Annotated in this window: 25 protein-coding genes; 8 read left to right on the forward strand and 17 right to left on the reverse strand. The window is 65.3% G+C overall.

Annotated elements, in window-relative coordinates; all coding sequences use genetic code 11:
* Positions 1–68 precede the first annotated feature (68 nt).
* Positions 69–2246, forward strand: a complete 2178-nt coding sequence (gene purL, locus sphantq_RS04495) for a phosphoribosylformylglycinamidine synthase subunit PurL (RefSeq protein WP_272799700.1) — start codon at positions 69–71, stop codon at positions 2244–2246.
* 139 nt (positions 2247–2385) lie between these two features.
* Here purL and sphantq_RS04500 read toward each other — a convergent pair whose 3' ends face one another.
* Positions 2386–3168 (reverse strand): methyltransferase domain-containing protein, encoded by a 783-nt coding sequence (locus sphantq_RS04500; RefSeq protein WP_272799701.1) that lies wholly within the window; start codon positions 3166–3168, stop codon positions 2386–2388.
* A 60-nt stretch (positions 3169–3228) separates the two neighbouring features.
* Here sphantq_RS04500 and sphantq_RS04505 point away from each other — a divergent pair, with 60 nt between their 5' ends.
* The 3 genes from sphantq_RS04505 (at position 3229) to bfr (ending at position 5329) form a co-directional block, all read left to right on the forward strand.
* A complete protein-coding gene (locus tag sphantq_RS04505; protein ID WP_272799702.1) occupies positions 3229–4470 on the forward strand; it encodes a DUF418 domain-containing protein in 1242 nt (413 codons plus the stop codon).
* A gap of 60 nt (positions 4471–4530) precedes the next feature.
* Entirely contained in the window at positions 4531–4701 is a 171-nt protein-coding gene (locus tag sphantq_RS04510; protein WP_066603762.1) for a (2Fe-2S)-binding protein, read from the forward strand.
* 148 nt (positions 4702–4849) lie between these two features.
* On the forward strand, positions 4850–5329 hold the full coding sequence (gene bfr, locus sphantq_RS04515) for a bacterioferritin (protein WP_066603763.1): 480 nt from the start codon (positions 4850–4852) through the stop codon (positions 5327–5329).
* Between the two features lie 58 nt (positions 5330–5387).
* On the opposite strand, the gene sphantq_RS04520 is transcribed toward bfr, so the two are convergent.
* Positions 5388–5795: a (deoxy)nucleoside triphosphate pyrophosphohydrolase gene (locus sphantq_RS04520; protein WP_272799703.1), complete on the reverse strand. Its 408-nt coding sequence runs from the start codon at positions 5793–5795 to the stop codon at positions 5388–5390.
* Positions 5796–5877: 82 nt separating this feature from the next.
* On the opposite strand from sphantq_RS04520, the gene sphantq_RS04525 reads away from it, so the two are divergent.
* Both sphantq_RS04525 and sphantq_RS04530 read left to right on the forward strand, forming a co-directional pair.
* Complete coding sequence (locus tag sphantq_RS04525; protein WP_066603770.1) at positions 5878–6063, forward strand: Flp family type IVb pilin; 186 nt, start codon at positions 5878–5880, stop codon at positions 6061–6063.
* Positions 6064–6202: 139 nt separating this feature from the next.
* Positions 6203–6364, forward strand: coding sequence for a Flp family type IVb pilin (locus sphantq_RS04530; protein WP_066603774.1), 162 nt, complete (start codon positions 6203–6205; stop codon positions 6362–6364).
* A 91-nt stretch (positions 6365–6455) separates the two neighbouring features.
* Here the strand turns inward: sphantq_RS04530 and sphantq_RS04535 are convergent, their stop codons facing one another.
* The 5 genes from sphantq_RS04535 to sphantq_RS04555 all read right to left on the reverse strand — a co-directional run bounded on the left by sphantq_RS04535 (position 6456) and on the right by sphantq_RS04555 (position 11978).
* Positions 6456–7937 (reverse strand): M48 family metalloprotease, encoded by a 1482-nt coding sequence (locus sphantq_RS04535; RefSeq protein WP_129925926.1) that lies wholly within the window; start codon positions 7935–7937, stop codon positions 6456–6458.
* Positions 7938–8043: 106 nt separating this feature from the next.
* A complete protein-coding gene (locus tag sphantq_RS04540; protein ID WP_066603780.1) occupies positions 8044–8988 on the reverse strand; it encodes an acetyl-CoA carboxylase carboxyltransferase subunit alpha in 945 nt (314 codons plus the stop codon).
* Positions 8989–8998: 10 nt separating this feature from the next.
* Positions 8999–9946, reverse strand: a complete 948-nt coding sequence (locus sphantq_RS04545) for a tyrosine recombinase (RefSeq protein WP_408021495.1) — start codon at positions 9944–9946, stop codon at positions 8999–9001.
* A 2-nt stretch (positions 9947–9948) separates the two neighbouring features.
* On the reverse strand, positions 9949–11784 hold the full coding sequence (locus sphantq_RS04550; RefSeq protein ID WP_272799704.1) for a hypothetical protein: 1836 nt from the start codon (positions 11782–11784) through the stop codon (positions 9949–9951).
* A 5-nt stretch (positions 11785–11789) separates the two neighbouring features.
* Complete coding sequence (locus sphantq_RS04555; protein ID WP_066603784.1) at positions 11790–11978, reverse strand: cbb3-type cytochrome oxidase assembly protein; 189 nt, start codon at positions 11976–11978, stop codon at positions 11790–11792.
* A 96-nt stretch (positions 11979–12074) separates the two neighbouring features.
* Between sphantq_RS04555 and sphantq_RS04560 the strand changes: the two genes are divergently transcribed.
* Positions 12075–12623: a shikimate kinase gene (locus sphantq_RS04560; RefSeq protein WP_066603787.1), complete on the forward strand. Its 549-nt coding sequence runs from the start codon at positions 12075–12077 to the stop codon at positions 12621–12623.
* Complete coding sequence (aroB, locus tag sphantq_RS04565) at positions 12614–13723, forward strand: 3-dehydroquinate synthase (protein ID WP_066603789.1); 1110 nt, start codon at positions 12614–12616, stop codon at positions 13721–13723. Before sphantq_RS04560 ends, aroB begins: the two co-directional genes overlap by 10 nt.
* A gap of 245 nt (positions 13724–13968) precedes the next feature.
* Here aroB and rpmE read toward each other — a convergent pair whose 3' ends face one another.
* From rpmE to pyrH, 10 genes are all read right to left on the reverse strand, one after another.
* On the reverse strand, positions 13969–14193 hold the full coding sequence (gene rpmE / locus sphantq_RS04570; RefSeq protein ID WP_007709952.1) for a 50S ribosomal protein L31: 225 nt from the start codon (positions 14191–14193) through the stop codon (positions 13969–13971).
* 132 nt (positions 14194–14325) lie between these two features.
* A complete protein-coding gene (fabZ, locus tag sphantq_RS04575; RefSeq protein WP_066603792.1) occupies positions 14326–14802 on the reverse strand; it encodes a 3-hydroxyacyl-ACP dehydratase FabZ in 477 nt (158 codons plus the stop codon).
* A 5-nt stretch (positions 14803–14807) separates the two neighbouring features.
* On the reverse strand, positions 14808–15458 hold the full coding sequence (locus sphantq_RS04580) for an OmpH family outer membrane protein (RefSeq protein ID WP_066603795.1): 651 nt from the start codon (positions 15456–15458) through the stop codon (positions 14808–14810).
* The gene (bamA, locus tag sphantq_RS04585; RefSeq protein WP_272800180.1) at positions 15458–18130 is read right to left on the reverse strand and encodes an outer membrane protein assembly factor BamA; all 2673 of its coding nucleotides are present in this window, start codon (positions 18128–18130) and stop codon (positions 15458–15460) included. The genes sphantq_RS04580 and bamA overlap by 1 nt, the downstream gene beginning before the upstream one ends.
* Before the next feature lie 88 nt (positions 18131–18218).
* A complete protein-coding gene (gene rseP, locus sphantq_RS04590; RefSeq protein ID WP_272799705.1) occupies positions 18219–19352 on the reverse strand; it encodes an RIP metalloprotease RseP in 1134 nt (377 codons plus the stop codon).
* Positions 19349–20506, reverse strand: coding sequence for a 1-deoxy-D-xylulose-5-phosphate reductoisomerase (locus sphantq_RS04595; RefSeq protein WP_272799706.1), 1158 nt, complete (start codon positions 20504–20506; stop codon positions 19349–19351). The genes rseP and sphantq_RS04595 overlap by 4 nt, the downstream gene beginning before the upstream one ends.
* Positions 20503–21282, reverse strand: a complete 780-nt coding sequence (locus sphantq_RS04600) for a phosphatidate cytidylyltransferase (protein ID WP_272799707.1) — start codon at positions 21280–21282, stop codon at positions 20503–20505. The genes sphantq_RS04595 and sphantq_RS04600 overlap by 4 nt, the downstream gene beginning before the upstream one ends.
* A gap of 6 nt (positions 21283–21288) precedes the next feature.
* The gene (locus tag sphantq_RS04605; RefSeq protein WP_272799708.1) at positions 21289–22029 is read right to left on the reverse strand and encodes an isoprenyl transferase; all 741 of its coding nucleotides are present in this window, start codon (positions 22027–22029) and stop codon (positions 21289–21291) included.
* Between the two features lie 43 nt (positions 22030–22072).
* A complete protein-coding gene (gene frr / locus sphantq_RS04610; protein ID WP_066603815.1) occupies positions 22073–22630 on the reverse strand; it encodes a ribosome recycling factor in 558 nt (185 codons plus the stop codon).
* 2 nt (positions 22631–22632) lie between these two features.
* Positions 22633–23358: a UMP kinase gene (gene pyrH / locus sphantq_RS04615; RefSeq protein WP_066605519.1), complete on the reverse strand. Its 726-nt coding sequence runs from the start codon at positions 23356–23358 to the stop codon at positions 22633–22635.
* Positions 23359–23629: the final 271 nt, after the last annotated feature.

Here is a 23629-nt window from a genome sequence, read left to right on the forward strand (position 1 = left end):
GACGCATCGCCACCAATCCACGCACGCCGCCATTGTGATTCCTCCACGCCCCCGCTATGGGCGCGCACATGTCCAGCACCGCCACCCAGATCACCCCGGAAGTCGTCGCCGAGCATGGCCTCAGCCCGGAAGAATATGACCGCGTCCTGAGCGCCCTCGGCCGCGAGCCTAACCTGACGGAACTGGGCATATTCTCGGTCATGTGGTCGGAACATTGCTCGTATAAATCCTCCAAGATCCATCTGATGAAGCTGCCGACCACCGGCCCGCAGGTGATTTGCGGCCCCGGCGAAAATGCCGGCGTGGTCGACATCGGTGACGGACAGGCGGCGATCTTCAAGATGGAGAGCCACAACCATCCCAGCTATATCGAACCCTATCAGGGCGCGGCGACGGGCGTCGGCGGCATCCTGCGCGACGTCTTCACCATGGGCGCGCGTCCGGTCGCGAACATGAACGCGCTGCGCTTCGGCCGGCCCGACCATCCCAAGATGCGCCACCTGATCAGCGGCGTGGTGCGCGGCATCGGCGGCTATGGCAATTGCGTCGGCGTGCCGACCGTGGGCGGAGAGGTGAATTTCCACCCCGCCTATGACGGCAACATCCTGGTCAATGCGATGACCGTGGGCGTCGCGGATACCGACAAGATTTTCTACAGCGCCGCGTCCGGCATCGGCAACCCGATCGTCTATGTGGGGTCGAAGACCGGCCGCGACGGCATCCACGGCGCGACGATGGCGAGCGCGGACTTCGGCGACGACGCCGACGCCAAGCGCCCCACCGTGCAGGTCGGCGACCCTTTCACCGAAAAGCTGCTGATCGAAGCCTGTCTGGAACTTATGGCGTCCGACGCGATCGTCGCCATTCAGGATATGGGCGCAGCCGGCCTCACCTCCTCCAGCGTCGAAATGGCCTCGAAGGGCGGCGTGGGCATCCAGCTCAACATGGACGATGTGCCGCAGCGCGAAACCGGCATGACCACCTATGAAATGATGCTCTCCGAAAGCCAAGAGCGCATGTTGATGGTCTTGAAGCCCGGCCGCGAGGCTTTCGCCGAAGCGATCTTCCAGAAGTGGGAACTGGACTTCGCCGTCATCGGTCATGTCACCGACACCGGCCGCATGGTGCTGATCCACAAGGGCGAGACAGTGTGCGACATCCCGCTCGCCCCGCTGGCCGACGATGCGCCGCTCTACGACCGTCCCTCCATGCCGAAGGACGACTATAAGATCTGGTCGAAGGTCGAACCGCTGGGCGAGATCGCCGAAAGCGCCGACATCGGCGCGGACCTTGTGAAGCTGATGGGCAGCCCCGACATCGCCAGCCGCCGCTGGATCTGGGAACAATATGATCACATGGTCGGCGCCGACACCGTCCAGCGCCCCGGTGGCGACGCCGCGGTCGTGCGCGTCCACGGATCGAACAAGGGCATCGCGATCAGCACCGACTGCACGCCGCGCTATTGCTATGCCGACCCCTATGAAGGCGGCAAGCAGGCGATCGCCGAATGTTATCGCAACCTGTCCGCCGTCGGCGCGATGCCGCTCGCGGTCACGAACTGCCTCAACTTCGCCAACCCGCAACGCCCCGAAATCATGGCGCAGCTGACCGGCTGCCTGGAGGGCATGGGCGACGCCTGCCGCGCGCTCGACTTCCCGATCGTGAGCGGCAACGTCTCGCTCTATAATGAGAGCAAGGCGACCGGCGGCGGGAGCGCGATCCTGCCGACCCCGGCGATCGGCGGCATCGGCCTGCTGGCCGACGTCGATATGATGGCGACCGTGGCTTTCAAAAATGCAGGCGACGCGATCTGGCTGATCGGCGAAGAAGGCGCGCATCTGGGCCAGACCATCTGGCTGCGCGAGATCGCCGGTCGCGAAGCAGGCGACGCGCCCAAGGTCGATCTGGCCGCCGAACGCGCCCGCGCCGACACCGTGCGCGCGCTGGTCGCCAGCGGCACGGTCAATGCCGTGCATGACATCAGCGACGGCGGCCTGCTGGTCACCATCGCGGAAATGGCGCTGGCCGGCAAAATGGGCGCGACGCTCGACATCGCCCTCACCACCGCATCCGCTTTTGGCGAAGATCAGGGCCGCTATCTCGTCACGGCCCCCGCAAGCGTCGAGATTGCAGGCGCGTCAAAGATCGGCACGACCGGCGGCGCCAGCATCGCCGGCGTGTCACTCGACGCGCTACGCACCGCCCATGAAGGCTTCTTCCCAGCCCTGATGGACAGCGAACTCTAATCGCCCAAACTCGCAAAGCCCCGTCGTCCTCGCGCAGGCGGGGCTTCACTTCTCCTCCTGCGACTGGATCGCATGAAGGCGCCATGGATTGCCGCCGTCGCGGGAATGACGAGTGAGGGTAAGCCCTGTCCCCGCAGCGCTATGCCCCAGCCCGCGTCACCCGCGCGAACAGCACCTGATAGCCATCACCACCGCCCCTCTCTTCAAACGCTGCCATGACCCGGCGCAGGTCGCGCGGGGTCAGCGGCTTGCGCCCTTCGCTCGGCACCACCGCGCCGATCCCCTTGAGGTGCGCGATCAGCCCGCGCGCGCCGCCGCACGCCAGCGTATAATGTTCGTCAAAGGCGAAGGCGTCGTCATGCCCCACGAGCAGCCCGCGCAGATCATCGAGCGACGGATAGCCCGGCACCCCCGCCACCAGCCCGCACGCATCATGCGCCGCGCGCCAGCGGGCGAAGCTCCCCTGCCCCATGGTCGAAAAGATCAGGCTCCCGTCCGGCCGCAACAACCGCGCCAGCCGCGCGATCGCGCCGCCCAGATCGTCAAACCACTGAAAGGCCAGGCTGGACAGGATCAGGTCGAACCATGGCCCCTCGAACGGAGGCGCTTCCCCGTCCATCGTCATGAACCGCCCCGCGACCAACCCGTGCGACGCCGCCTGCTCCAACATGCCCGGCGATATGTCGGTCGCCACCAGTTCCGCGCCGGGCCAGCGCGCCTGAATGGCGCGCGTCAGGAATCCGGTGCCGCACCCGATCTCCAGGATGCGCCCCACCCCATCGGGCTTCTGCCGCTGGGCGAGGTCGGCGACCAGGCTCGCGGCCAGCCGCTGCGGCCCGGCATAGGCGTCATAATGCGCCGCCGCCGCGCCGAATGCGTCGCTTATTCGTTGTTTGCGCCATTGCCTGGAGCGGTCGTTCATGGCTAGGCGCATGACAGAGCTTCGACTGGCTGACCAGTCCTTTCAAGGAACCGCCGCTTCATGACCGCCTTCGCCCGCAACCCCGCCATGGACGTGCTGCGCGGTTGCGCCGTGCTGGGTATCTTGTGGATGAACATCACCGCCTTCGCCCTGCCGCAAAACGCTTATTTCAATCTGGCGGTGGCGGGACCGCCCTCCGCTGCGGACATCGCCGCCTGGGCGATCAGCCTGATCCTGGTGGACGGCAAGATGCGCGGTCTGTTCGCCCTGCTGTTCGGCGCGTCGATGCTGCTGCTGATCGACCGGGAGGAGATGGCGGGGCGCGACGGCCGCCGGGCGCAGATCATCCGCGCGGGATGGCTGTTCGTCCTGGGCTGCGCGCATTTCTTTCTGCTGTGGTGGGGCGACATCCTGCGCGTCTACGCGCTGGTCAGCCTGCTCGCGCTGCTGTTCGTGGGCCTGGAACCCTTCGCCCTTGTCAAGCGCGCCCTGCTCTTCTTCCTGCTCCAGTTCCTGCTGGTCGCCAGCTTCATCGCCAGCCTCTACGCCTGGAGCCATGCCGCCGCAGCCCCCGACGCAGGCGCATCCCTGCGCGATGGCTATGCCGCCTTCATGGCCGCCCTGGCCAATCCCGCCAGCCCCGGCACATTGGCGGAAATCGCTACCTATCGCGGCGGCTTTGCCGGCATCCTCCAGCATAAACTGGCCGGCCTGCCGGGCGACTGGCTCTGGGGTTTCCTCTTCACCGCCTTCGAAACCATGGGCTTCATGCTGCTGGGGATGGCGATGCTCAAGGGTGGCTTCCTCACCGGTCGCTGGGACGCGGAGCAATATCGCCGCACCGCACGCCATTGTTTCCTGATCGGCCTGCCGCCCATGGCCGCGCTGACGCTCTGGGTGGCCTGGAGCGGCTTTGCCCCCCTGCCTGGCTATGGCGTCGCGCTCGCTTGGTCGCTGCCCTTCCGTATTCCGCTGACGGTTGGCTGGGCCGCGCTCATCCTCTGGCTGCTCGCCCGCCATCGCAGCCATTGGCTGGTCGATCGCCTGGCCGCCGCCGGACGGCTGACGCTCAGCAACTATCTCGCCACCAGCCTCGTCATGACCGCGCTCTTCTACGGTTGGGGCCTTGGCCTCTTCGCACGGGTGCCGCCGGCGGCGCTCCCCCTGTTCGTGCTGGGCGGCTGGACACTGATGCTCGCCTGGTCGAAACCCTATGCGGCGCGATTCGCCCTGGGTCCGGCCGAATGGCTATGGCGCAGCCTGATCCGCGGCCAACCGCAAAAGATTCGCAAAAGCGACTGATTACTATTGCGACCCATTATCAGACACGCTATCCCTGTTTCCAACAGGAGAGTGTCTTCGATGGTCGTCTGCGTGTGTAATGCGATTCGTGAAAAGGACTTGCGGGAAGCCGCGCGCAACGGGGCGGACACGCCCTGCAGCGCCTATGCCCAATATGGTCGCCGCCCCAAATGCGGCCAGTGCGTCTCCTTCGCCCGCACCATCATCGCGGCCGAACGCGCCTCGGCCTGACAGGATTGCGAATCAGCCTCAGTCGGCAATCGCGATCTCCACGCAATAGCGCACGGAAAAAGCCGGGATTCCCAAGGGTTTTCAGCTTAACAGCGCGTCTCCGAAACGATATATGGGCCGGCGTCCCCCATTGCCGGAGTAAAGCGCCATGAAAGGCGACGCCAAGGTCATCGAATATCTGAACGAGGTGCTCAAGAATGAGCTGACCGCGATCAACCAATATTTTCTCCACTATCGTATGCTCAACCATTGGGGCATCGAGAAGCTGGCCAAGTTTGAATATGAGGAATCCATCGATGAGATGAAGCACGCCGATAAGGTGGCGGAGCGCATCCTCTTCCTTGACGGCCTGCCCAATTTTCAGCTGCTCGGCCGCCTCAAGATCGGCGAAACGGTCGAGGAAATCCTCAAGGCCGACCTTGAACTGGAATATGAGGCGCTGCCGGTGCTGCGCGACGCGATAGCCTATTGCGAATCGATCCGCGACTTCGTCAGCCGCGACCTGTTCCAATATATCCTCGAAAGCGAGGAAGAGCATGTCGACACGCTGGAAACCCAGTTCGAAATGATCGAACGCATGGGCATCCAGAATTATGTCCAGCTCCAGAGCAAGGCGAAAGAGGACTGATCGTCCCGATCCCTATCGAATTTGAAAGGGGCGTCCTGCACGGTGCGCCCCTTTTGCGTCATAGCAGCGCTTCGAGCAGCCCGATCAACGGCAAGTCCGCAGGCGGCATGTCCAGCGCATACATCTGCGCCGGCTTCAACCATTGCAGCGCCGTCGCATGGCGCGCCTCCGGCATCCCCTTCCACTTGCGGCAGACATAGAGCAGCAGCAGCAGATGCTTCTCGCCCAGCGCCTCGCTGGCGAAAGTCGCAGGGGCCAGACAGCTGCTATGCGTCTCTATCCCCAACTCTTCTTCCAACTCGCGCACCAGCGCCGCTTCGGGCGTTTCGCCCGGCTCCATCTTGCCGCCCGGAAATTCCCACAGGTCCGCCATCGCCTTGCCGGGCGGGCGCTGCTGCAACAGCACCCGGCCATCGGCATCGACCAACGCTACGGCCACCACCAGCAAGGGAGAAAAAGAAGGCATATCGGTCCTGTCGGGAGGGCTTTGTTAACCGTGGTTCCTTTACACGTGGATTGGGGACTGTCTGTAGCGAAACGGGGATATTATGCGCGCGCTTGTCGAAATCATTGCCCGATTGAGGCTGATCCGATGCGAACGCGCCGCCACGGCCGTCGAATATGGCCTTATCATCGCCATGGTCGTTCTGGCCATGATTGCGGCCCTCAACAACGTCGCGACCAAGACCACGGGCATGTGGAACAACGTCGCGACGGAAGTAACGAAGCATTAACCATCAATATTTGACAGCCGCGACATCGCATTAAGAGTTTTTCAACCGGCTTTGTCTAATTCAATCCTTGCTGACCACAAATATCCATACGGGGCGGCCGGGTAGTTAAACGCTGAAATCTATTTCAAGGAGACGTCACATGCAGTTCATGCGTAAGATGCTGAAGAACGAAAAGGGTGCCACCGCGATCGAATACGGCCTGATCGCCGCTCTGATCGCCGTCGCCGCCATCGGCGCGATGACCAGCCTGGGCACCAAGCTGGGTTCGACCTTCAACAACGTGTCGGGCAATCTGAAGTAAGCCCAGACGCTTGTCGAAACAGGGGGCGGCGGAAGCAATTCCGCCGCCCCTTTTCGTATGTGCGTAAGAATGCGTCTTTCGACAAAGACTCTTACCAAGTGACGATCTTCACCCGCTGCCCAGCCCGCAATGTGGCATTCGCGGCCAGTGCGTTCATGGTCAGGAACCGATCGAGCTGATAATCCGAATAGGCCATGCGCTTGGCCATGGATTGCACGGTGTCGCCCGCCTTGACGGTGATGACATCGACGCGGCGCGGCTTGATCCCCGCTGCTTCCTGCGCGCTCAGCCGCTGGACCGACTGCACCATCGCGGTGAAAGGCCCAAGCCCCTGCCCCGCGGGCGTCAGCAGCAGGAAATGATAGGCCTTCCCGCCGCCAAAATCATAAGCAAACACGGTCGCATCGACCTGACTCTGCTGGCTGGTCGCGCGCACGGTGCGCCAGGCGGCCGGGATGCCGTTGATGGTGGTGCGCCGAACCTCGCCCGCGGGCACGCCACCGCCCTCGCCGCCGCCCAGCTTGGCGAACACGCCGTCGATATAGGCGGCCAGATTGCCCGAATAGGGGGCCGCGCCAAATTGCGCCTGTCCGCCCGATCCGGTGATCGACACCGCATCCGCGCCATTTTCCATGCCGAACCCGCTCGGCGCGGCGAAACTCAGCCGCAGGTCGGGATGGCGGAAGCGATTGCCATCGATCACCCCCTGTTTGGGATCGTCGCCATACAGTACGCCGTCCACCGCATTGAGGAAGGCGTCGCGGTTGCGCACCTTGCTGGTCGCGCGAGTCGCGGCGGCGGCATTGGCCGCCCGTTGCACGCGCGACGCGGGATCGGGGTGGGTGCTCGCCCATTCCGGCATCGACCGTGCGCTGCCCGCCACCCGCGCGTCCAGGCTGCTCTGCGCCGCCAGCGACGCCAGCATCCCCGACAGCGCGCGCGGATCATAGCCGCCGCTCGCCAGGTAACGGATGCCCAGATCGTCGGCCTCATATTCCTGGCTGCGTGAAAATTTGAGCGTCAGTAACTGGCTGCCAGTGCCGATCCCCTTCTGGATCAGCCCAGCAAAGCCCGAATCGCCCAAAAACGCTCCCGCCAATGCGCCCAGCAACGCGCCGCCGATCGCATTACGCGTCGCCGCCTTCTGCCTGCGCTGCCCATGCTGGGCCGCGACATGGCCGACTTCATGGCCCAGCACGCCGGCCAGTTCGGCCTCGTCGTTCATCAGCGCCATCAACTGCCGGGTCACATAGACATAGCCGCCGGGGATCGCGAAGGCGTTGTTCACCGGCGAATTGAGCAAGGTGACGGTGAAGTCGCCCTGCGCGTTGGACAGGCCGGACTGCACGGCGATGCGACGCCCGACGCCCTCCACATATCTGGCCTGTGGCCCCACATAGGCGCCGCCAAATTCCTTCAGCAATTCGGGGTGCTGCTTCGCGCCGCTCGCCTTTTCCTGCGCGCTTATCGACGACACGGTGCGAATCGCGCGCTGCTGCCCGATCACAGCCGGTGCGCTTGCCGCGATCGCCAGCACGGCCGCCGCGCCGCCCAGCTTCATCTTCCAGTTCATAAACCCTCACCCATTGCCGTTACCCCCACGTAACGAACAATCATGGCGAGGCGTTCCCGGAAAAGCGAGCGACACAACCGTCCAATCGCCCGTCATGGCGAAAGCCTTACGCCCCGATGGCGAGGAACTTGTCCGCCCGGTCGGTGCGCAGCGCGTCCGCGCCCAGCCCGTCGAGCGACGCCAGTTCCGCGTCGATCGCCGCGCCCAGATTGGCGATCGCCGTCACCGGATCGCGATGCGCGCCGCCCACCGGCTCCGGCACGATCCGGTCGATCACGCCCAGGCCTTTCAAATGCTGCGCCGTCACCTGCATCGCCGTCGCCGCGTCGCTCGCCTTGTCGGCGGTGCGCCACAGGATCGACGCGCAGCCTTCGGGCGAAATCACCGAATAGATGGCATGTTCGAACATCAGCACGCGGTTCGCCGCCGCCAGCGCGATCGCGCCGCCGGAGCCACCCTCGCCCACCACGGCGGCGATCATCGGCACGCCCAGTTTCAGGCAGGCTTCGGTCGACCGGGCGATGGCCTCGGCCTGCCCGCGCTCTTCCGCCTGCACGCCAGGAAATGCCCCCGACGTATCGACCAGCGACACGACCGGCAGGCCGAACCGGTCGGCCAGTTCCATCAGGCGGATCGCCTTGCGATAGCCCTCCGGCTTGGCCATGCCGAAATTGTGGCGCACACGGCTGGCGGTATCGTCGCCCTTTTCATGGCCGATCACCATGACCTTGCGCTCGCCCAGCATCGCGAAGCCGCCTATGATCGCCTGATCGTCGGCAAAGGCGCGGTCGCCCGCCAGCGGCATGAAATTGTCGAACATGCCCGCGACATAGTCCTTGAAGTGCGGGCGTTCGGCGTGCCGCGCCACCTGCGTCTTCTGCCACGGCGTCAACTTGGCATAAGTGTCCGACAACAGTTTGGCCGCGCGGCTTTCCAGCGTCGCGATCTCGCCGTCGATGTTGATGTCCCCCACGCTGGCGGTGGCGCGCAGCTCGACGATGCGCGCTTCCAGCTCCGCGATCGGCTTTTCGAATTCCAGAAAGCTTACCATGGCCGGAGCGTTAAGGCGCTGGCGCGTCGCCGTCAACGCGGGGATGCGGGAAGTTCGCGCTCATTCCCGCCAGCGGGTGGCGGCTGTTGACCAGTTCGACCAGCCGCCGGCTGTCGACATGGGTATAGATTTGCGTGGTGCCGATATCGGCATGGCCCAGCATCATCTGCAACGCGCGCAAATCGGCCCCGCCTTCCAGCAAATGGGTGGCGAACGCATGGCGCAGCACATGCGGGCTGACCCGTTCCGGCGCGATGCCGCTGGCCGCTGCCAGCGCCTTGACCAACTGATAGAGGCGAATACGACTCAAATGGCTCTTCCCCGACGGGAACAGCCACGCGCTATCTGCCGGCACATGCGGAAGCCAGGCGGTGACGGCGGCCCGCGCCCGGTCGGAAATCGGCACCAGCCGCTCGCGCGCGCCCTTGCCCTTCAGGATCAGGAACGGCCGGTCCGCCGCCAGCGCCCGGCGCGGCAGCGACATCAGTTCCGTCGCGCGCAGCCCCGACCCGTAAAGCAGCTCGATTAGCGCCGCGAGCCGCAGGTCCGCCGCCGCAGGATGCGCGACGTCCAGCCGCTCGGCGATATGGGCGAAGAAACGATCGACCTCCGCCACCGACAATATCTTGGGCAGCGCCCGGCGCGTCGTCGGCCGCGGCAGCGCGGCGGACGGATTGTCGCCACGCAGCCCCTCCTCCTCCAGAAAGGCGTAGAAAGCCCGCAGCGCCGACGCCTTGCGCGCCACCGATGAAGCGGCGAGGTCGGCCCAGGCCGCCGCCAGCGTCCCCAGCCCATCCTTGTCCGCCCCGGCCAGCCCGCCCAGCAGATCGCCCGCGCCCGTCAAATCGGCGCGATAGGCGAGCAAAGTATTGCGCGACGCGCCCCGCTCCGCCGCCATCATCTCCAGGAAGCGATCGATCAGGATGGCGTCATCCTGTCCCACGTCATCCTGTCCCATATTCAGGTGCGACTGATCGCCTCGGCCGCGATCATCCGCGCTTCGGGGTCCAGCCCGACGCGATGCAACGCCGCCACGACATGATAGAGATGCCCGGCCGGCAGGCGGCTCCAGTCATTACCCTGCATACCGACCGCCGCCAGCAACGCCACGGTGCCCTTCTCGCCCCGCTGCGCCGCCGCGCCGATCGCGCGCGCCCAACGGCTGTTCGCGCCCAGCGCAAAGCCGTTATCCTGCGCCAGCGACGCGGCATCCTCACCCGACAGACGCGACAGGCCGGCCAGCGCCGCGATCAGCATCCGGCCCTTCTCCACGCCGACGTCGCCGACATAGCCCGACACCCGGCTGCTGTTGATATCCACCACCGGGCTGGGCGCGCCGACCGCCAGCAAGGCCCAGAATTGCGACGCGCCCGCGCCGTCCAACTGGCCGATCGCCCGCGCCCAGCGCGCGGCGTTGCGGTCGTATCCGGCCGCGAGCATCGCCGCGACCAGATTGGCCGCATCCTGCGCATCGGCCTGCGCCACCGGCAGCGCCGCTGCGGCCCGCGCCGTCGCGACCAGCCCCAGATAATCGGGCTTCGCGCCATCGCGCCACCATGACCGCATCGCGCCGATCCGGTCGCCCACGGTCGATCCGGCATGGGCGGCGCGCAGCGTCTCGATCCGGTCCGCCAGGTCGCCGGGCGCATCGCCGTCAGTGCCCATCTGGCCATAGAAGCCGACCAGCGCCGCGCTGGACAGCACGCCCAGCCGCGCGGCGATGTCCACGCCCGGCCGCCGCTTGACCGCGCTCAACGCCGGCGCGCGCGCTTCCCACGCGCGGACATGCGATCCGACCGTGCCATATAATGCGTCAGGTATCTCGACGTTCAGCGCCGTCGCCAGCCCGAATCGCCACGCCGTCAGCCGATCAACCCCGTCCCATTCGATCTTCACCGACCGGCGCGCATTGAATCCGGTGCCGACCACCTTCTCGGCCAGTCGATAATCGATGCCGCGCACGACCCCGCGCCGCTGCGCCTGGTTCAGCGCGCCGCTCGACGTCCCCTGGTCGCCCGACAGCGCCGGGCAGATCGCCCGCGTCATGTCCCAACCCGGTTCCTTGGTGAACCGCAGGGCGCCTGGCGACAGCGGGCACAGGCCCGCCGGATCGGCCGTCGCCAGATAGGTCTGCATCGCGATCGCATAGAGGCGCGGCGAATAACGGTCAGGATCGACGCTCTGCACCATCAGCCGGGCATTGTCCGCCTCGCCCATGCGCAGCAGCAGCCAGGCACGCTCCGCCGTCCAGTCCGCCCCGTCAATGTCGCGCGGCGTATCGACCGCGCTGAGCAACGCCCGGCGCAGCAGGATGGAGGCCCAGCGCGACACGATCGGCGCATGCGTCTGCTTCATCAGCGTGGCCAGATATTTGCCCGATTCGCCGCCGAATGCGTCCGGCTCGAACCCGCGCGTCTGCGGCGTCAGTGGCCCGATCCGGTCCAGCGACCGGCGCGCCGTGTCGGGCAGGTCATATTTCGCCTTCTGCGCCGCCAGTTCTTCGGGCGTCATTTCGGCCTCGGCGGCGTTCTGCGCCGCGTCCGCCAACGACAGGTCGGGCGGGGTCGCCGGGTTGAGCGGCTGCACCATGGGGGCCGCGGGGGGGGCCGCGGGCGCGCCCGACACCGCCGGCGCACCGGGCGTCGGCCGCACCGGCGGCGGCGCCGGGGCTTCGGGCGCATCGCCGAAACCGGGCGGCAGCAGCGATTCGGGCGCCTGCTGCGCGACGACAGGCAGCGTCAGGGCCAGCGCGAAGCTGCCCAACGCCCATTTCGCATTACCGCGCGGCCAGCGCATCCGCCTTACTGGCCCAGCTTCTCGGCGGGGATGACCTTCTCGACGCGCTGCTGCGGCTGCTCGCCCCCGCGCGACCAGAAAAAGGCCAACAGGGCGATGACCAGCACGACCAGCGCGATGGGGATGATCGGCAGGCTGGAGCCACGACGACGATTGCCGCCCTCAAAACTGCTGAAGTTGCGATTATTCTTCATAGGTCCTTGGCTATGGCTGGCCGGGCGTTGAAGGCCGGGCGACAAAGAAAGATGCGATTTGCCTCTGTGACGGCTGGCTGTATAGCCCCGCAAGCCATGCAGCGAAACAGCAAAATCCCGCAGAGCCAGGCCCGGCGCGGTCCCATCGTCCTGGTGGGCATGATGGGCGTGGGCAAATCCACGGTCGGCCGCCGCCTTGCCGCGCGTCTGGGCCTCCACTTCGTCGATGCGGACGAGGAGATTGAGAAGGCCGCCGGCATGACCGTGGCGGAGATTTTCGAACGCTATGGCGAATCCTATTTCCGCGACGGCGAACGCCGCGTCATCGCCCGGCTAATGGACGGCGCGCCCAAGGTGATCGCGACGGGCGGCGGCGCCTTCATGCAGGATGAGACGCGCCGCCTGATCCTGGAAGCCGCCACCGCCATCTGGCTGGACGCCGACATCGACATATTGGTCGATCGCGTCGCCCGCCGCGAAAGCCGCCCGCTGCTCAAGAATCGCGACCCGCGGGTCGTGCTGACGGAGCTGGCCGCGGTCCGCAACCCCGTCTACGCGCTCGCGCCCATTCATGTGAAAAGCATCGCCGCCCCGCATGAAGTCGCCGTCGAACGCATCATGGAGCAATTGACCGCATGGCATTAGTCCGCGTCGCGCTGGGTGCGCGCAGCTATGATATCCTGATCGAACAGGGCGCGCTCGACCGCGCCGGCGATACGCTCGCCCCCTATGCGCGCAAGGGCCGGCTGGTCGTCGTCACCGACGCCAATGTCGCGGCCGCGCAACTGCCGCGCCTCGACGCCAGCCTGCACGCCGCAAACATCGCGGTCGAACCGATCATTTTGCCGCCGGGCGAACAGACCAAGAGCTGGCGCCATCTGGAGCAACTGCTCGACGCGCTGCTGGCCCTGGAGATCGAACGCGGCGACCATATCGTGGCGCTGGGCGGCGGCGTGATCGGCGACCTGGTCGGCTTCGCCGCCTCGATCCTCAAGCGCGGCTGCCACTTCATCCAGGTGCCCACTACCCTGCTGGCCCAGGTCGATTCGTCGGTCGGCGGCAAAACGGCGATCAATGCGAAGGCCGGCAAGAATCTGATCGGCAGCTTCTACCAGCCAGCCCTGGTCCTCATCGATCCCTCGACGCTCGACAGCCTGCCCCCCCGTGAAACCCGCGCGGGCTATGCCGAAGTCGTCAAATATGGCCTGATCGACGATCCTGAGTTCTTCGACTGGTGCGCCGCCAACGCCCAGGCGCTGCTGGCCGGCGACCCCGACGCCCGCACCATCGCGATTCAGCGCAGCGTGCAGGCCAAGGCCGCGATCGTCGCCGATGACGAGCGCGAAACATCGGGCCGCCGCGCCCTGCTCAATCTCGGCCACACCTTCGGCCATGCGCTGGAGGCCGACACCGGCTTTTCTGACACGCTGCTCCATGGCGAGGGCGTCGCCGCCGGCATGGCGCTCGCCTTCCGCTACTCCGCGCGCCTTGGCCTTTGTGCGCAGGCGGATGCCGACCGCGTCACCGCGCATCTCAAAGCCGTCGGCCTCCCCCATGACCTCGCTACCGCCCATGTGCGCGCGGGCGGCGCGGCACTGGTCGGCCATATGCTGCATGACAAGAAAATGGCCGCCGGCACCCTCCCCTTCCTCCTCGCGCGCGGCATCGGCCAGACCTTCCTGTCGAAGGATGTGGCGCTGGACGATGTGGCCGCGTTCCTGGACGCGGATCGCACGGCGGCCTGAGACAAGATTTCAGCCACGGCCCCGCCAGCAACATCGCTGACATTTCCCTGCATCATTCTACGCCCAGAAGCCTCCTCGTCAGCGGCGCCCTACACAGATCCCCCTTCTGTCGCCGCTGATCCTCCCCTGAACCTCGGCCTCCAGCTTTTTGCTGGAGGCCCTTTTTTCCCGCCCCCCCCCCGGAAAATACAGGCACAAAAAAGGGCGCCTCGCGGGCGCCCTTTCGTTCAACCATCGAAGGCCGATTATTTCTTCAGCGTCAGACCGCCGAAACGCTTGTTGAAGCGCGCCACCTGGCCACCGGTGTCGAGCTGGCGGTTGCCGCCGGTCCAGGCCGGATGCGACTTGGGATCGATGTCGAGCGCCATCGTGTCGCCTTCCTTGCCCCAGGTGGAGCGCGTCTGGAAGGTGGTGCCGTCGGTCATCTGGACGGTGATCAGATGGTAGTCGGGGTGGGTATCGGCCTTCATGGCATATGCTCCGTAATGTGCCGGTTCCGACCGGCTGTGGATGCGTGTAAAATAGCGAAGGCGCGCCGTTAGCGGGTTCGGCGCGCCTTGGCAAGAACAAAGCCCCGGCGCGAACCGGGGCGCTGGGCATAATCAATCCTTGGGCGGATCGCTGATCATCGCAACGAAATTGGCTTCCGCCGCCAGCTTGCCCTCGATCATCGCCTTGCCGCTGAACTTGCAGATCGCGCCGCGATTCTGCGTCACTTCCACATGCAGGTCGAGCAGGCAGCCCGGCTCCACTGGCGTGCGGAACTTCGCGCCGTCGATGCTCATGAAATAGACGAGCTTGCCCGAATCGGCCAGGTTCATCGATTCCACCGCCAGCACGCCCGCCGCCTGCGCCATCGCTTCCACGATCAGCACGCCGGGCATGATCGGCCGGGTGGGGAAATGCCCCTGGAAAAACGGCTCGTTCACCGACACCGCCTTGATCGCGTGGATCGACTGGCTGGGCACCAGCGTCACCACCCGATCGATCAGCAGCATCGGATACCGATGCGGCAGCGCGGCCATGACCCGACGGACATCCATCGGGCCACGCGCGGTCGTTTCAACCTCTCCCGTCATTTTTATCAGCGCGACTTGGGCGCCTGCGCCGGGGTCGCCGGAGCGGGAGCCGCCTGGCCCTGACGGCCACCGGGCTGCCAGCCGGCGGGCGGGGTGATCGACGCGCTGGGGACCAGGGCGTTCAGTTCGGTGGTGACGGCAGGAGTGATGTCCGCGCCCGCGCCGAAGCTTTCGGTCGCGGCCTTCTTGAACACGATTTCCGACTTGGTCTTGGCGGTCGCGGCCTTCAGCGCGTCGTCCAGCTTGGCGACGATCTGTTCCTCGACATAGGCGCGGGCCAGGCTGATCGGCTGGCTCATGCGCTGCAATTCGGCCTGGCCGGCCTGCTGGGCCTGCTGATATTGCTGATACTGGGTTTCGATCGCGGGGGTCGGCTTGTTCGCGGCGGCCTTCAGCGCGGCCTGCAGGGCATCACCCTTGGTCTTCAGGTCCGTTTCGATCGCGGTGCGGCGCGTGTTCAGCGCGTCGATCTGCGGCTTGTAGGTGGTCTGCATCTGGCTGATCGCGGTGGTGAAGGCCGTGCTCTTGGCGACGGCTTCCTCCAGGTCGACCACGGCCAGGCCCTGCTTGGTCTGGGCGACGGCCGGAACGGCGGTCATGGCGATGGCGGTCATGGGCGCGAAAACGAGCGCTGCGGCCTTGAAAATCGTCTGCATCAGAATTGAGTCCCTACGTTGAAGGTGATGAGCTTGTTGTCGTCCCCTGGTTCTTTCAACAGGGCCTTGGCGATGTCGATGCGGAACGGGCCGAAGGGCGAGTTCCAGTTGACGCCAAAGCCCACCGACAGACGCGGCTTGAGCGTGTCGCCGAGATATTCTTCCACGAAATTGCCGCCGGAGAAGCTGTAGTTGGTCGGGCAAGTCGGCGCATAGGGCGTGCCCCCGGCCTTGACCGTGGTCGTTCCCGCTGCGCCGGTTCCGGGTGCGCAATAGCCGGCAAAGTCGATCGTGCCGGGATTCTTCAATCCGGCGACGGCGCCTGCATCCATGAAGATCGAAGGCCGCAGACCCATTTCGCGCGCGCCCGACCCCAACGGAATTTCGATTTCGGCGCGGGCGAGATAATAGATCTTGCCGCCCAATGCGTCGTCGGAAACATTGTTGTTGCCGTTGCTCTTGACGTAGCCGGTGGTAGTCCCGGCTTCGTTGGTTTCGGCCGTCAGATAATAGCGCTTCACGCGTGGGCCGACGCCGCGAATGTCGAAACCGCGGAACTGGGGTTCGCCCAGGAAGAAGCGGTCGGTCAGGCGGATCTTGTCGACCAACTGCCCCGTCGAATCGCGTCGTTCCCCTTCCAGGCTGTGGATGTAACCACCCTCGCCCGACAGCGAGAAGATGAAGCCGCTACCCAAGGGCACATATTTGGACGCGGACAAACGGGTGCGGACATATTTCACGCTGCCGCCCAGACCCGCGAAATCCTGGCTCAGCGTGACATTCTGGCCGCGCGTCGGACGGATGCGGTTATCGCGCGTGTCGTAGATCAGCGAATAGCCGAGCGAAGATGTCGTGCGCTTGCCGATCGCGTCGCACAGATAGCGGCCCGCCAGCAGCGGATCGCACTCGGTCGTGCCATCGCCGTCCGTATCGGAATAATAAGTATCCTTGTCGAGCGTCACATCGTCGAAATTGAGGCTGTAGCGCAGCGCCAGCGACATATATTCGGTAATCGGCACGCCCGCGCGCAACTGGAAGCCGGTGGTGGTCTGTTCGTAGGTCGTGTCGCGATCGTTATTGGTCAGATAGCGGAAGCTGTTCAGGTCGCGACGATAGATGTCGCCGCCCAGCGCGATATTCTTGTCCATGAAATAGGGTTCGGTGAACCCGACCTCGACCGACTTGCTATAGGCCGAATAATTGACCGAGGTGCGCAGTTCCTGGCCCTTGCCGCGGAAGTTGCGCTGGGTGATCGACGCCGACACGATGAAGCGTTCCAGCGACGAGAAACCCGCCGACAGCGACAATTCGCCGGTCGATTTTTCCTGCACATTGGTTTCCAGGATGATGCGGTCGGGCGCGGAACCGGGCTTCTGCTCGACGTCCAGCTTCTCCTGGAAGAAGCCAAGCGAATTGATCCGGTCCTTCGACCGCTTCACCAGGAAGCTGTTGAAGGCGTCGCCTTCGGCCAAACGGAACTCGCGGCGCACGACCTTGTCCTGCGTCAGCGTATTGCCGTTGATGTCGACCCGCTCGACATAGACGCGCGGGGCGTTGGCGATGCGGAAGTTGATCCCCATCGTCAGCGATTCCTTCTCGCGGTTGAAATCGGGCGACACGTCCGCAAAGGCATAGCCGAACAGGCCGGCCGTCTCGCTCAGCGTATCGACCGTATCCTCGACCTGCTTGGCGTTGTACCAGTCGCCCTTCTTCATCGGCAGGCGCTTGGTCAGCAGGTCGCCCGACAGGTCGCGAATGTCGGATTCGACCTTCACGTCGCCGAATTTGTAGCGGTCGCCTTCTTCCACCACATAGGTGATGATGAAGTCCTGCTTGTCCGGCGTCAGTTCCGCCACGGCGGAAATCACGCGGAAATCGGCATAGCCTTCGGTCAGGTAGAATTGGCGCAGCTTCTGCTGGTCATAAGCCAGGCGATCGGGATCATAGCTGGTGCCCGACGAAAACAGGCGGAACCAGCGCGACTGCTTGGTCACCATCTGACTGCGTAGTTCGCCGTCCTTGAACTTGTCGTTGCCGATAATGTTGATCTGGCGGACCTTGGACTTGGGCCCTTCCGAAATCTCGAACACGATGTCGACGCGATTCTGGTCCAGTTGGACCATTTTCGGCTCGATCGTCGCAGCGAAGCGGCCCTGGCGGCGATACAGCTCGACGATGCGGGCCACGTCGGCGCGCACCTTGGACCGGGTATAGATCTGGCGCGGGGCGAGTTTGATTTCCGGCCGGATCTTGTCTTCCTTCAGGCGCTTATTACCTTCCAGGACGATACGGTTGATGACCGGGTTTTCCTTCACCTCGACGGTGAGGTTGCCATTGTCGTTGCGGATCTGGACGTCGGCGAACAGCTCCGTCTCGTACAGGTCGCGCAGGCCCTGATCCAGGCTTTCCTGGCTGTAGGGCTGGCCGATGCGAAGCTTGGTGTAGGACAGGACCGTGTCCGGCTCCAGCCGCTGCGTGCCGGTGACGGTGATCGCGCGGATCGTGCCCTGCGGCGCGGCCACGACCGGGGCCGGGGTGGATGCCGGCGCCGCCAGCGGGGCGGCGGGCGCGGACGCCTGCTGCGCCATCGCGGGGACTGCGGGCAGTCCTGCGATCATGGTCGTCGCCAACAGGGCGGCCACGACCGGGCGCTGCCTCAAGCTGCTCTTCATCGCTGTCACCCGCTTCACCTCAAAATTCCGATACAATGTTTCCGCCGACACAGACGACGCCAAACCGGGCTTCCCTGCCCGATGCGCGTCAACCGATCAAGCCGGACAGGCTCTTCCAAAGCCCGAAAGACGACAAATCGTTGAAAGTCACCAGCAGCATCATCGCCATCAGTACCGCCAGACCGGACCGATAGGCCCATTCCTGCGCCTGCGCGCTGACCGGGCGCCGCTGCACCGCCTCGATCCCGTAAAAGAGCAGATGCCCGCCATCCAGCATGGGAATTGGCAAGAGGTTGATGAACCCCAAGTTAATCGAAATGAGCGCAGCGAAGAAGATGAAGCTTTCGATGCCCAGCGTCGCCGCCTGCCCGGAAACCTGCGCGATCTTCAATGGCCCGCCCAGTTCCTTGACCGAACGGCCGCCGGTGAAGATCTGGCCCATCGTCTCGACCATCGTCCGCACGATCTGTCCGGTGCGCTCGACCGCGACGACGGGCGCGCGCAGCAGACTTACCGGCTCGATCACCGGATCGCCGGGCGCCAGACCCAAACGGCCGATCTGAAATTTGTTGCCGAAACCGTCATCCTCTGTGACGCTGCCGATCTTGCCGTCGCGCGCGAAGGTCTTGCCGTCGCGCTCGATCACCATCGCCACCGGCTCGCCGGGGCGAATCTGCGCATAGAGGCGGATATCGTCGAAGGTCGCCATGTCACGGCCGCCCAGCGACACGATGCGGTCGCCCGCCTTGATGCCCGCCGCCGCCGCCGCGCTACCCGGCTGCACCATGCCCGCCACCGCCGGCGTCCGGCTTTCGCCATGGACGAAGGCGAAGGTCGCCAGAATTAGGATCGCGAACAGGAAATTGATCGCCGGCCCGGCCGCGACGATCGCGGCGCGCTGCCACAGCGGCTTGGCGGGAAAGCTTTCCGCCCGGTCCTTGGCCGACATTTCCAGCCAGGCCGGATCGGTCATGCTCGCCGCGTTCATGTCGCCCTTGAAGCGGACATAGCCGCCCAATGGCAACGCCGCGACGCGCCAGCGCGTGCCGCGCTTGTCGACCCAGGCGAACAGCTCCGGCCCGAAGCCGATCGAGAACGCCTCCGCCTTCACCCCGCACCAGCGGCCGACCAGATAATGGCCCAGCTCATGGACGAAGACGAGCGGTCCGATGACCGCCACAAAGGCGAGTGCGGTCAGCAGGAAACCAGGATTGTGGATCAAGCCGTCAATCTTTCCATCACTAGGCCCGCCTCCATGCGCGCCCGGCCGTCAGCCGCCAGCACATCATCGATAACGGAAGGGCTGGCCGCGCTATAACGGTTCAACACATCCTCTACAATCATGGCGATATCAAGGAAGCCGATCCGCCCCGCCAGGAAAGCGGCGACCGCCACTTCATTGGCCGCGTTCAAAATCGCGGGCATCGCGCCGCCCGCTTCGGCCGCCTGCCGCGCCAGGCGCAGCGCCGGAAAGCGTTCCATATCAGGTGCTTCGAAATCGAGCCTGCCAATGCGTGCGAGATCCAGCGGCTGGCATGGCGTCGCGATCCGCTGCGGCCAGGCCAGCGCATGGGCGATCGGAATCCGCATGTCGGGCGACCCCAACTGCGCCAGCGTCGACCGGTCGCGATATTCGACCATCGAGTGAATCACCGATTGCGGGTGAACCAATATCTCGATCCGGTCGAGGCCGACAGGAAACAGATGCGCCGCCTCGATCAGTTCCAGTCCCTTGTTCATCATCGTCGCGCTGTCGACGCTGATCTTCGCGCCCATCGACCAATTGGGATGCGCCACCGCCTGCGCCGGAGTGATGTCGGCCATCTCCGCCCGGCTGCGGGTACGGAACGGCCCGCCGCTCGCGGTCAGGGTGATCCTTGCGACATCGTCCAAGCTACTGCCGGCAAGGCACTGGAAAATCGCATTATGCTCGCTGTCCACCGGCAGCAATGTGGCGCCAGATGCGGCCGCGGCCTCCATCATCAGCGCGCCCGCCGACACCAGCGACTCCTTGTTGGCCAGCGCCACCGTGCGCCCGGCCTTCAGCGCCGCCATGGTCGGCCGCAAGCCCGCACAGCCCATAATCGCCGCCATGGTCCAGTCCGCGTCCATCGCCGCCGCCTCGACCAGCGCTTCCTCGCCTGCCGCTGCCTCGACACCCGACCCGGCCAGCGCCGCCTTGAGCGCCCCATGCAGCCGCGCCTGCCCGATCACGGCGACCTGCGCGCCCGTCTCGCGCGCCAGGGCCGCCAAACTGTCCACATCGCTGTTCGCGGTCAGCGCGACGACCTTATAATCGTCGGGCGCGCGCCGGATCAGGTCCAGCGTCGACAAGCCGACCGACCCGGTCGCGCCGAATATCGAAACCCGCTTCATCCGCCCTGCACCAGCAGGATATAGAGCAAGGCCGCCAGCGGCGCGGCGGTCGCCACCCCGTCCAGCCGGTCCATCACCCCGCCATGGCCGGGCAACAACGTGCCGCTATCCTTCACCCCCGCCTTGCGCTTCATCCCGCTTTCCAGCAGGTCGCCCAGTTGCGCCGCCACCGCCAGCACGCCGCTCGCCGCGGCCAGCTGGATCGGCAGGTCGGCGAAGCGATGCAGCAGGAACCCCAGCACCAGCACCGCCAGCACGCCGCCCGCCAGCCCCGCCCAGGTCTTGGACGGGCTGACCCGTGGCGCGAGCTTCGGCCCGCCGATCGACCGGCCGGCGAAATAGGCGCCGATGTCCGTCGCCCACACCAGCCCCAGCGTCCAGAAGGCCAGCAACAGCCCATAGGCATAGGGCGCCTGCCCGCGCAGGAACAGCAACGCCACGATCGGCAGGCAGACATAGGGGATGCCCAGCGCCAGCTTCAGGCTGCGGCTGGTGAACAGGATGAAGAAGAATGCCGCCGCGCCTGCGATCAGCACCGGCCAATCGATTCCGGCCGCATAGGGGCATAGCAAGGCCAGCGGGATCGACACGGCGAACATCGCCGCCTTGCGCTGCTCCGGGGTCGCCCCGGTCAGGTCGCCCCATTCGCCCTGCATCAGCACGCCCGCCACCACCAGCAGCGTCCAGAAGATCAGGCCGCCCGACAGCAACGCGCCCAGCGCCACCGCGATCAGCGCGACGCCCACGATGCTGCGGGTCCGCAATTCGCTACTCATGTCAGATCACAATCCGCCGAACCGGCGGTCCCTCAATCGGAAAGCATCCAGCGCCTGGGCCAATGCCCGGCCGTCGAAATCGGGCCACAGCATGTCGGTGAAATACAGCTCGGCATAGGCCGCCTGCCACAGCATGAAATTGCTCAGCCGCTGCTCGCCCGATGTGCGGATCATCAGGTCCAGCGGCGGCAGGTCGGCGGTATAGAGCGCGCGATCGATATCCGCCGCGCCAATCGCATCGGCCGCAATCTCGCCCGCCGCCGCCCGCGCCGCCAGCGCCTGCACCGCCTGCACCATCTCGTCCTGCGCGCCATAGTTGAGCGCGATTGCGACGATCGGCCCGCTATTGCCCGCCGTCCGCGCCATCGCGCTTTCGATCAGTTCGACTAGCGACGGCTCCAGCGCGCGATAATCGCCGATGACCCGCAACCGCACGCCATGCCCATGCATTTCGTCGATATCGGACTGGATGAAATGGCGCAGCAGGCCCATCAGGTCCGCTACCTCGCTCGCCGGCCGTTTCCAGTTTTCGGAGGAAAAGGCATAGAGCGTCAGGCATTCCAGCCCCAGTTCCTGCGCCGCCCGCGCCACCTTGCGCACCGCTTCCACGCCGGCGCGATGCCCGGCCACGCGCGGCAGCAGCCGTTTCTTGGCCCAGCGTCCATTGCCGTCCATGATAATCGCGACATGACGCGCGCCATGGGCAGGCGCGACGCTGGTCAGATCGGGCTTGGCTTGTGTGGCCATCAGGAAGACATGCGTGCTTTGGCCGCGAAAGGAAAGCCCCGGCTTACTGGCCGAGGATTTCCTTTTCCTTCGACGTCGCCAGCGCATCGATATCCGCGATCGTGGAATCGGTCATCTTCTGGACTTCGGTTTCCAGGCGCTTGCGCTCGTCCTCGCTGATTTCGCCCTTCTTCTCGTCGGTCTTCAGGCTGTCCATGCCGTCGCGGCGGACGTTGCGCACCGCAATGCGCGCGCCTTCGGCATATTTGCTGGCCAGCTTGGCCAGTTCCTTGCGACGCTCTTCCGTCAGGTCTGGAATCGGCAGGCGCAGCGTCTGGCCATCCACGATGGGGTTCAGGCCCAGGCCAGCCGATCGGATCGCCTTGTCACACGGCCCGACATTGGTCTTGTCCCATACCTGCACCGACAACATTCGCGGTTCGGGCGCGGAGACGGTCGCGACCTGATTGAGCGGCATGTTCGCGCCATAGACGGTGACCATCACCGGATCGAGCAACTGGACGTTGGCGCGGCCGGTGCGCAGACCGGTCAGGTCGCCGCGCAGCGCTTCGATCGCGCCGGCCATGCGGCGCTCAAGGTCGGATTTGTCATATTGGGCCATGATTAGCTCTCCTGATTCTGGACGATCGTCGCGACACCCTGCCCGGCCAGCACCGTGGCCAGATTACCGGTTTCGCGGATGTTGAACACGACGATGGGAATGTCATTTTCGCGGCACAGGGCGATGGCGCTCGCGTCCATCACCTTGAGATTGTCGTTCAATACCTGATCGAAGCTGATGCTGTCGTAACGGATCGCATCGGCGACCTTCTTGGGATCGGCATTATACACGCCATCGACGCTGGTGCCCTTGAACAGCGCGTCGCAATTCATTTCGGCCGCGCGCAGCGCTGCGGTCGTGTCGGTGGTGAAATAGGGGCTGCCGGTGCCGGCCGCGAAGATCACGATCCGGCCTTTCTCCATATGCCGCTCCGCCTTGCGCCTTATATAGGGTTCGCATACCGACGCCATCGGAATCGCCGACTGGACTCGCGTGTCGTAACCCAGCTTCTCCAGACCATTCTGCACGGCCAGCGCGTTCATGACGGTGGCCAACATGCCCATATAATCGGCGCTCGCCCGGTCGAAACCGGCGGCCGCGCCCGCCAGACCGCGGAAGATGTTCCCGCCGCCGACGACGACGCAAATTTCGAAACCGGCATCCTTGGCCGCCGCGATCTCGCCCGCGACACGGGCCACGGTTTCCGGCTCGATGCCGAACTGCCCCTGCCCCATCAGCACTTCGCCGGACAATTTCAACAGGATACGCTTGTAGGCGGGCCGGGTCATGAGCGGTCTGATATCCTTTTGCGATTGGCGGAAAGCGGCGCGGACCTTAGTCGCGCGCAACCGCAATGCCAAGCGGCGTTTGCGCCGATCCGCCGCCCTGCGCGCAAAAGGCGCAATCGCCCGGACATGATGGGGACATGCTCATTGCGTGGCCGTTCCGATTGATCGCAGCACTCAATCATTGTGACCTGATCAATCAATTGTCCGTCTTTCCCACCAGCCCCTATCCGCCTGCAACGGCACTCACGCCTGCATGAACAGGGAAACGATG

Origin of the sequence: Sphingobium sp. AntQ-1, assembly GCF_028538045.1 — a bacterium.
GTDB classification, from domain to species: domain Bacteria; phylum Pseudomonadota; class Alphaproteobacteria; order Sphingomonadales; family Sphingomonadaceae; genus Sphingobium; species Sphingobium cupriresistens.

Coding starts and splice junctions, on each gene's coding strand:
- purL (WP_272799700.1), top strand. CDS start 69: ATGTCCAGCACCGCCACCCAGATCACCCCGGAAGTCGTCGCCGAGCAT.
- sphantq_RS04500 (WP_272799701.1), bottom strand. CDS start 3,168: ATGAACGACCGCTCCAGGCAATGGCGCAAACAACGAATAAGCGACGCA.
- sphantq_RS04505 (WP_272799702.1), top strand. CDS start 3,229: ATGACCGCCTTCGCCCGCAACCCCGCCATGGACGTGCTGCGCGGTTGC.
- sphantq_RS04510 (WP_066603762.1), top strand. CDS start 4,531: ATGGTCGTCTGCGTGTGTAATGCGATTCGTGAAAAGGACTTGCGGGAA.
- bfr (WP_066603763.1), top strand. CDS start 4,850: ATGAAAGGCGACGCCAAGGTCATCGAATATCTGAACGAGGTGCTCAAG.
- sphantq_RS04520 (WP_272799703.1), bottom strand. CDS start 5,795: ATGCCTTCTTTTTCTCCCTTGCTGGTGGTGGCCGTAGCGTTGGTCGAT.
- sphantq_RS04525 (WP_066603770.1), top strand. CDS start 5,878: ATGCGCGCGCTTGTCGAAATCATTGCCCGATTGAGGCTGATCCGATGC.
- sphantq_RS04530 (WP_066603774.1), top strand. CDS start 6,203: ATGCAGTTCATGCGTAAGATGCTGAAGAACGAAAAGGGTGCCACCGCG.
- sphantq_RS04535 (WP_129925926.1), bottom strand. CDS start 7,937: ATGAACTGGAAGATGAAGCTGGGCGGCGCGGCGGCCGTGCTGGCGATC.
- sphantq_RS04540 (WP_066603780.1), bottom strand. CDS start 8,988: ATGGTAAGCTTTCTGGAATTCGAAAAGCCGATCGCGGAGCTGGAAGCG.
- sphantq_RS04545 (WP_408021495.1), bottom strand. CDS start 9,946: ATGGGACAGGATGACGTGGGACAGGATGACGCCATCCTGATCGATCGC.
- sphantq_RS04550 (WP_272799704.1), bottom strand. CDS start 11,784: ATGCGCTGGCCGCGCGGTAATGCGAAATGGGCGTTGGGCAGCTTCGCG.
- sphantq_RS04555 (WP_066603784.1), bottom strand. CDS start 11,978: ATGAAGAATAATCGCAACTTCAGCAGTTTTGAGGGCGGCAATCGTCGT.
- sphantq_RS04560 (WP_066603787.1), top strand. CDS start 12,075: ATGCAGCGAAACAGCAAAATCCCGCAGAGCCAGGCCCGGCGCGGTCCC.
- aroB (WP_066603789.1), top strand. CDS start 12,614: ATGGCATTAGTCCGCGTCGCGCTGGGTGCGCGCAGCTATGATATCCTG.
- rpmE (WP_007709952.1), bottom strand. CDS start 14,193: ATGAAGGCCGATACCCACCCCGACTACCATCTGATCACCGTCCAGATG.
- fabZ (WP_066603792.1), bottom strand. CDS start 14,802: ATGACGGGAGAGGTTGAAACGACCGCGCGTGGCCCGATGGATGTCCGT.
- sphantq_RS04580 (WP_066603795.1), bottom strand. CDS start 15,458: ATGCAGACGATTTTCAAGGCCGCAGCGCTCGTTTTCGCGCCCATGACC.
- bamA (WP_272800180.1), bottom strand. CDS start 18,130: ATGAAGAGCAGCTTGAGGCAGCGCCCGGTCGTGGCCGCCCTGTTGGCG.
- sphantq_RS04595 (WP_272799706.1), bottom strand. CDS start 20,506: ATGAAGCGGGTTTCGATATTCGGCGCGACCGGGTCGGTCGGCTTGTCG.
- sphantq_RS04600 (WP_272799707.1), bottom strand. CDS start 21,282: ATGAGTAGCGAATTGCGGACCCGCAGCATCGTGGGCGTCGCGCTGATC.
- sphantq_RS04605 (WP_272799708.1), bottom strand. CDS start 22,029: ATGGCCACACAAGCCAAGCCCGATCTGACCAGCGTCGCGCCTGCCCAT.
- frr (WP_066603815.1), bottom strand. CDS start 22,630: ATGGCCCAATATGACAAATCCGACCTTGAGCGCCGCATGGCCGGCGCG.
- pyrH (WP_066605519.1), bottom strand. CDS start 23,358: ATGACCCGGCCCGCCTACAAGCGTATCCTGTTGAAATTGTCCGGCGAA.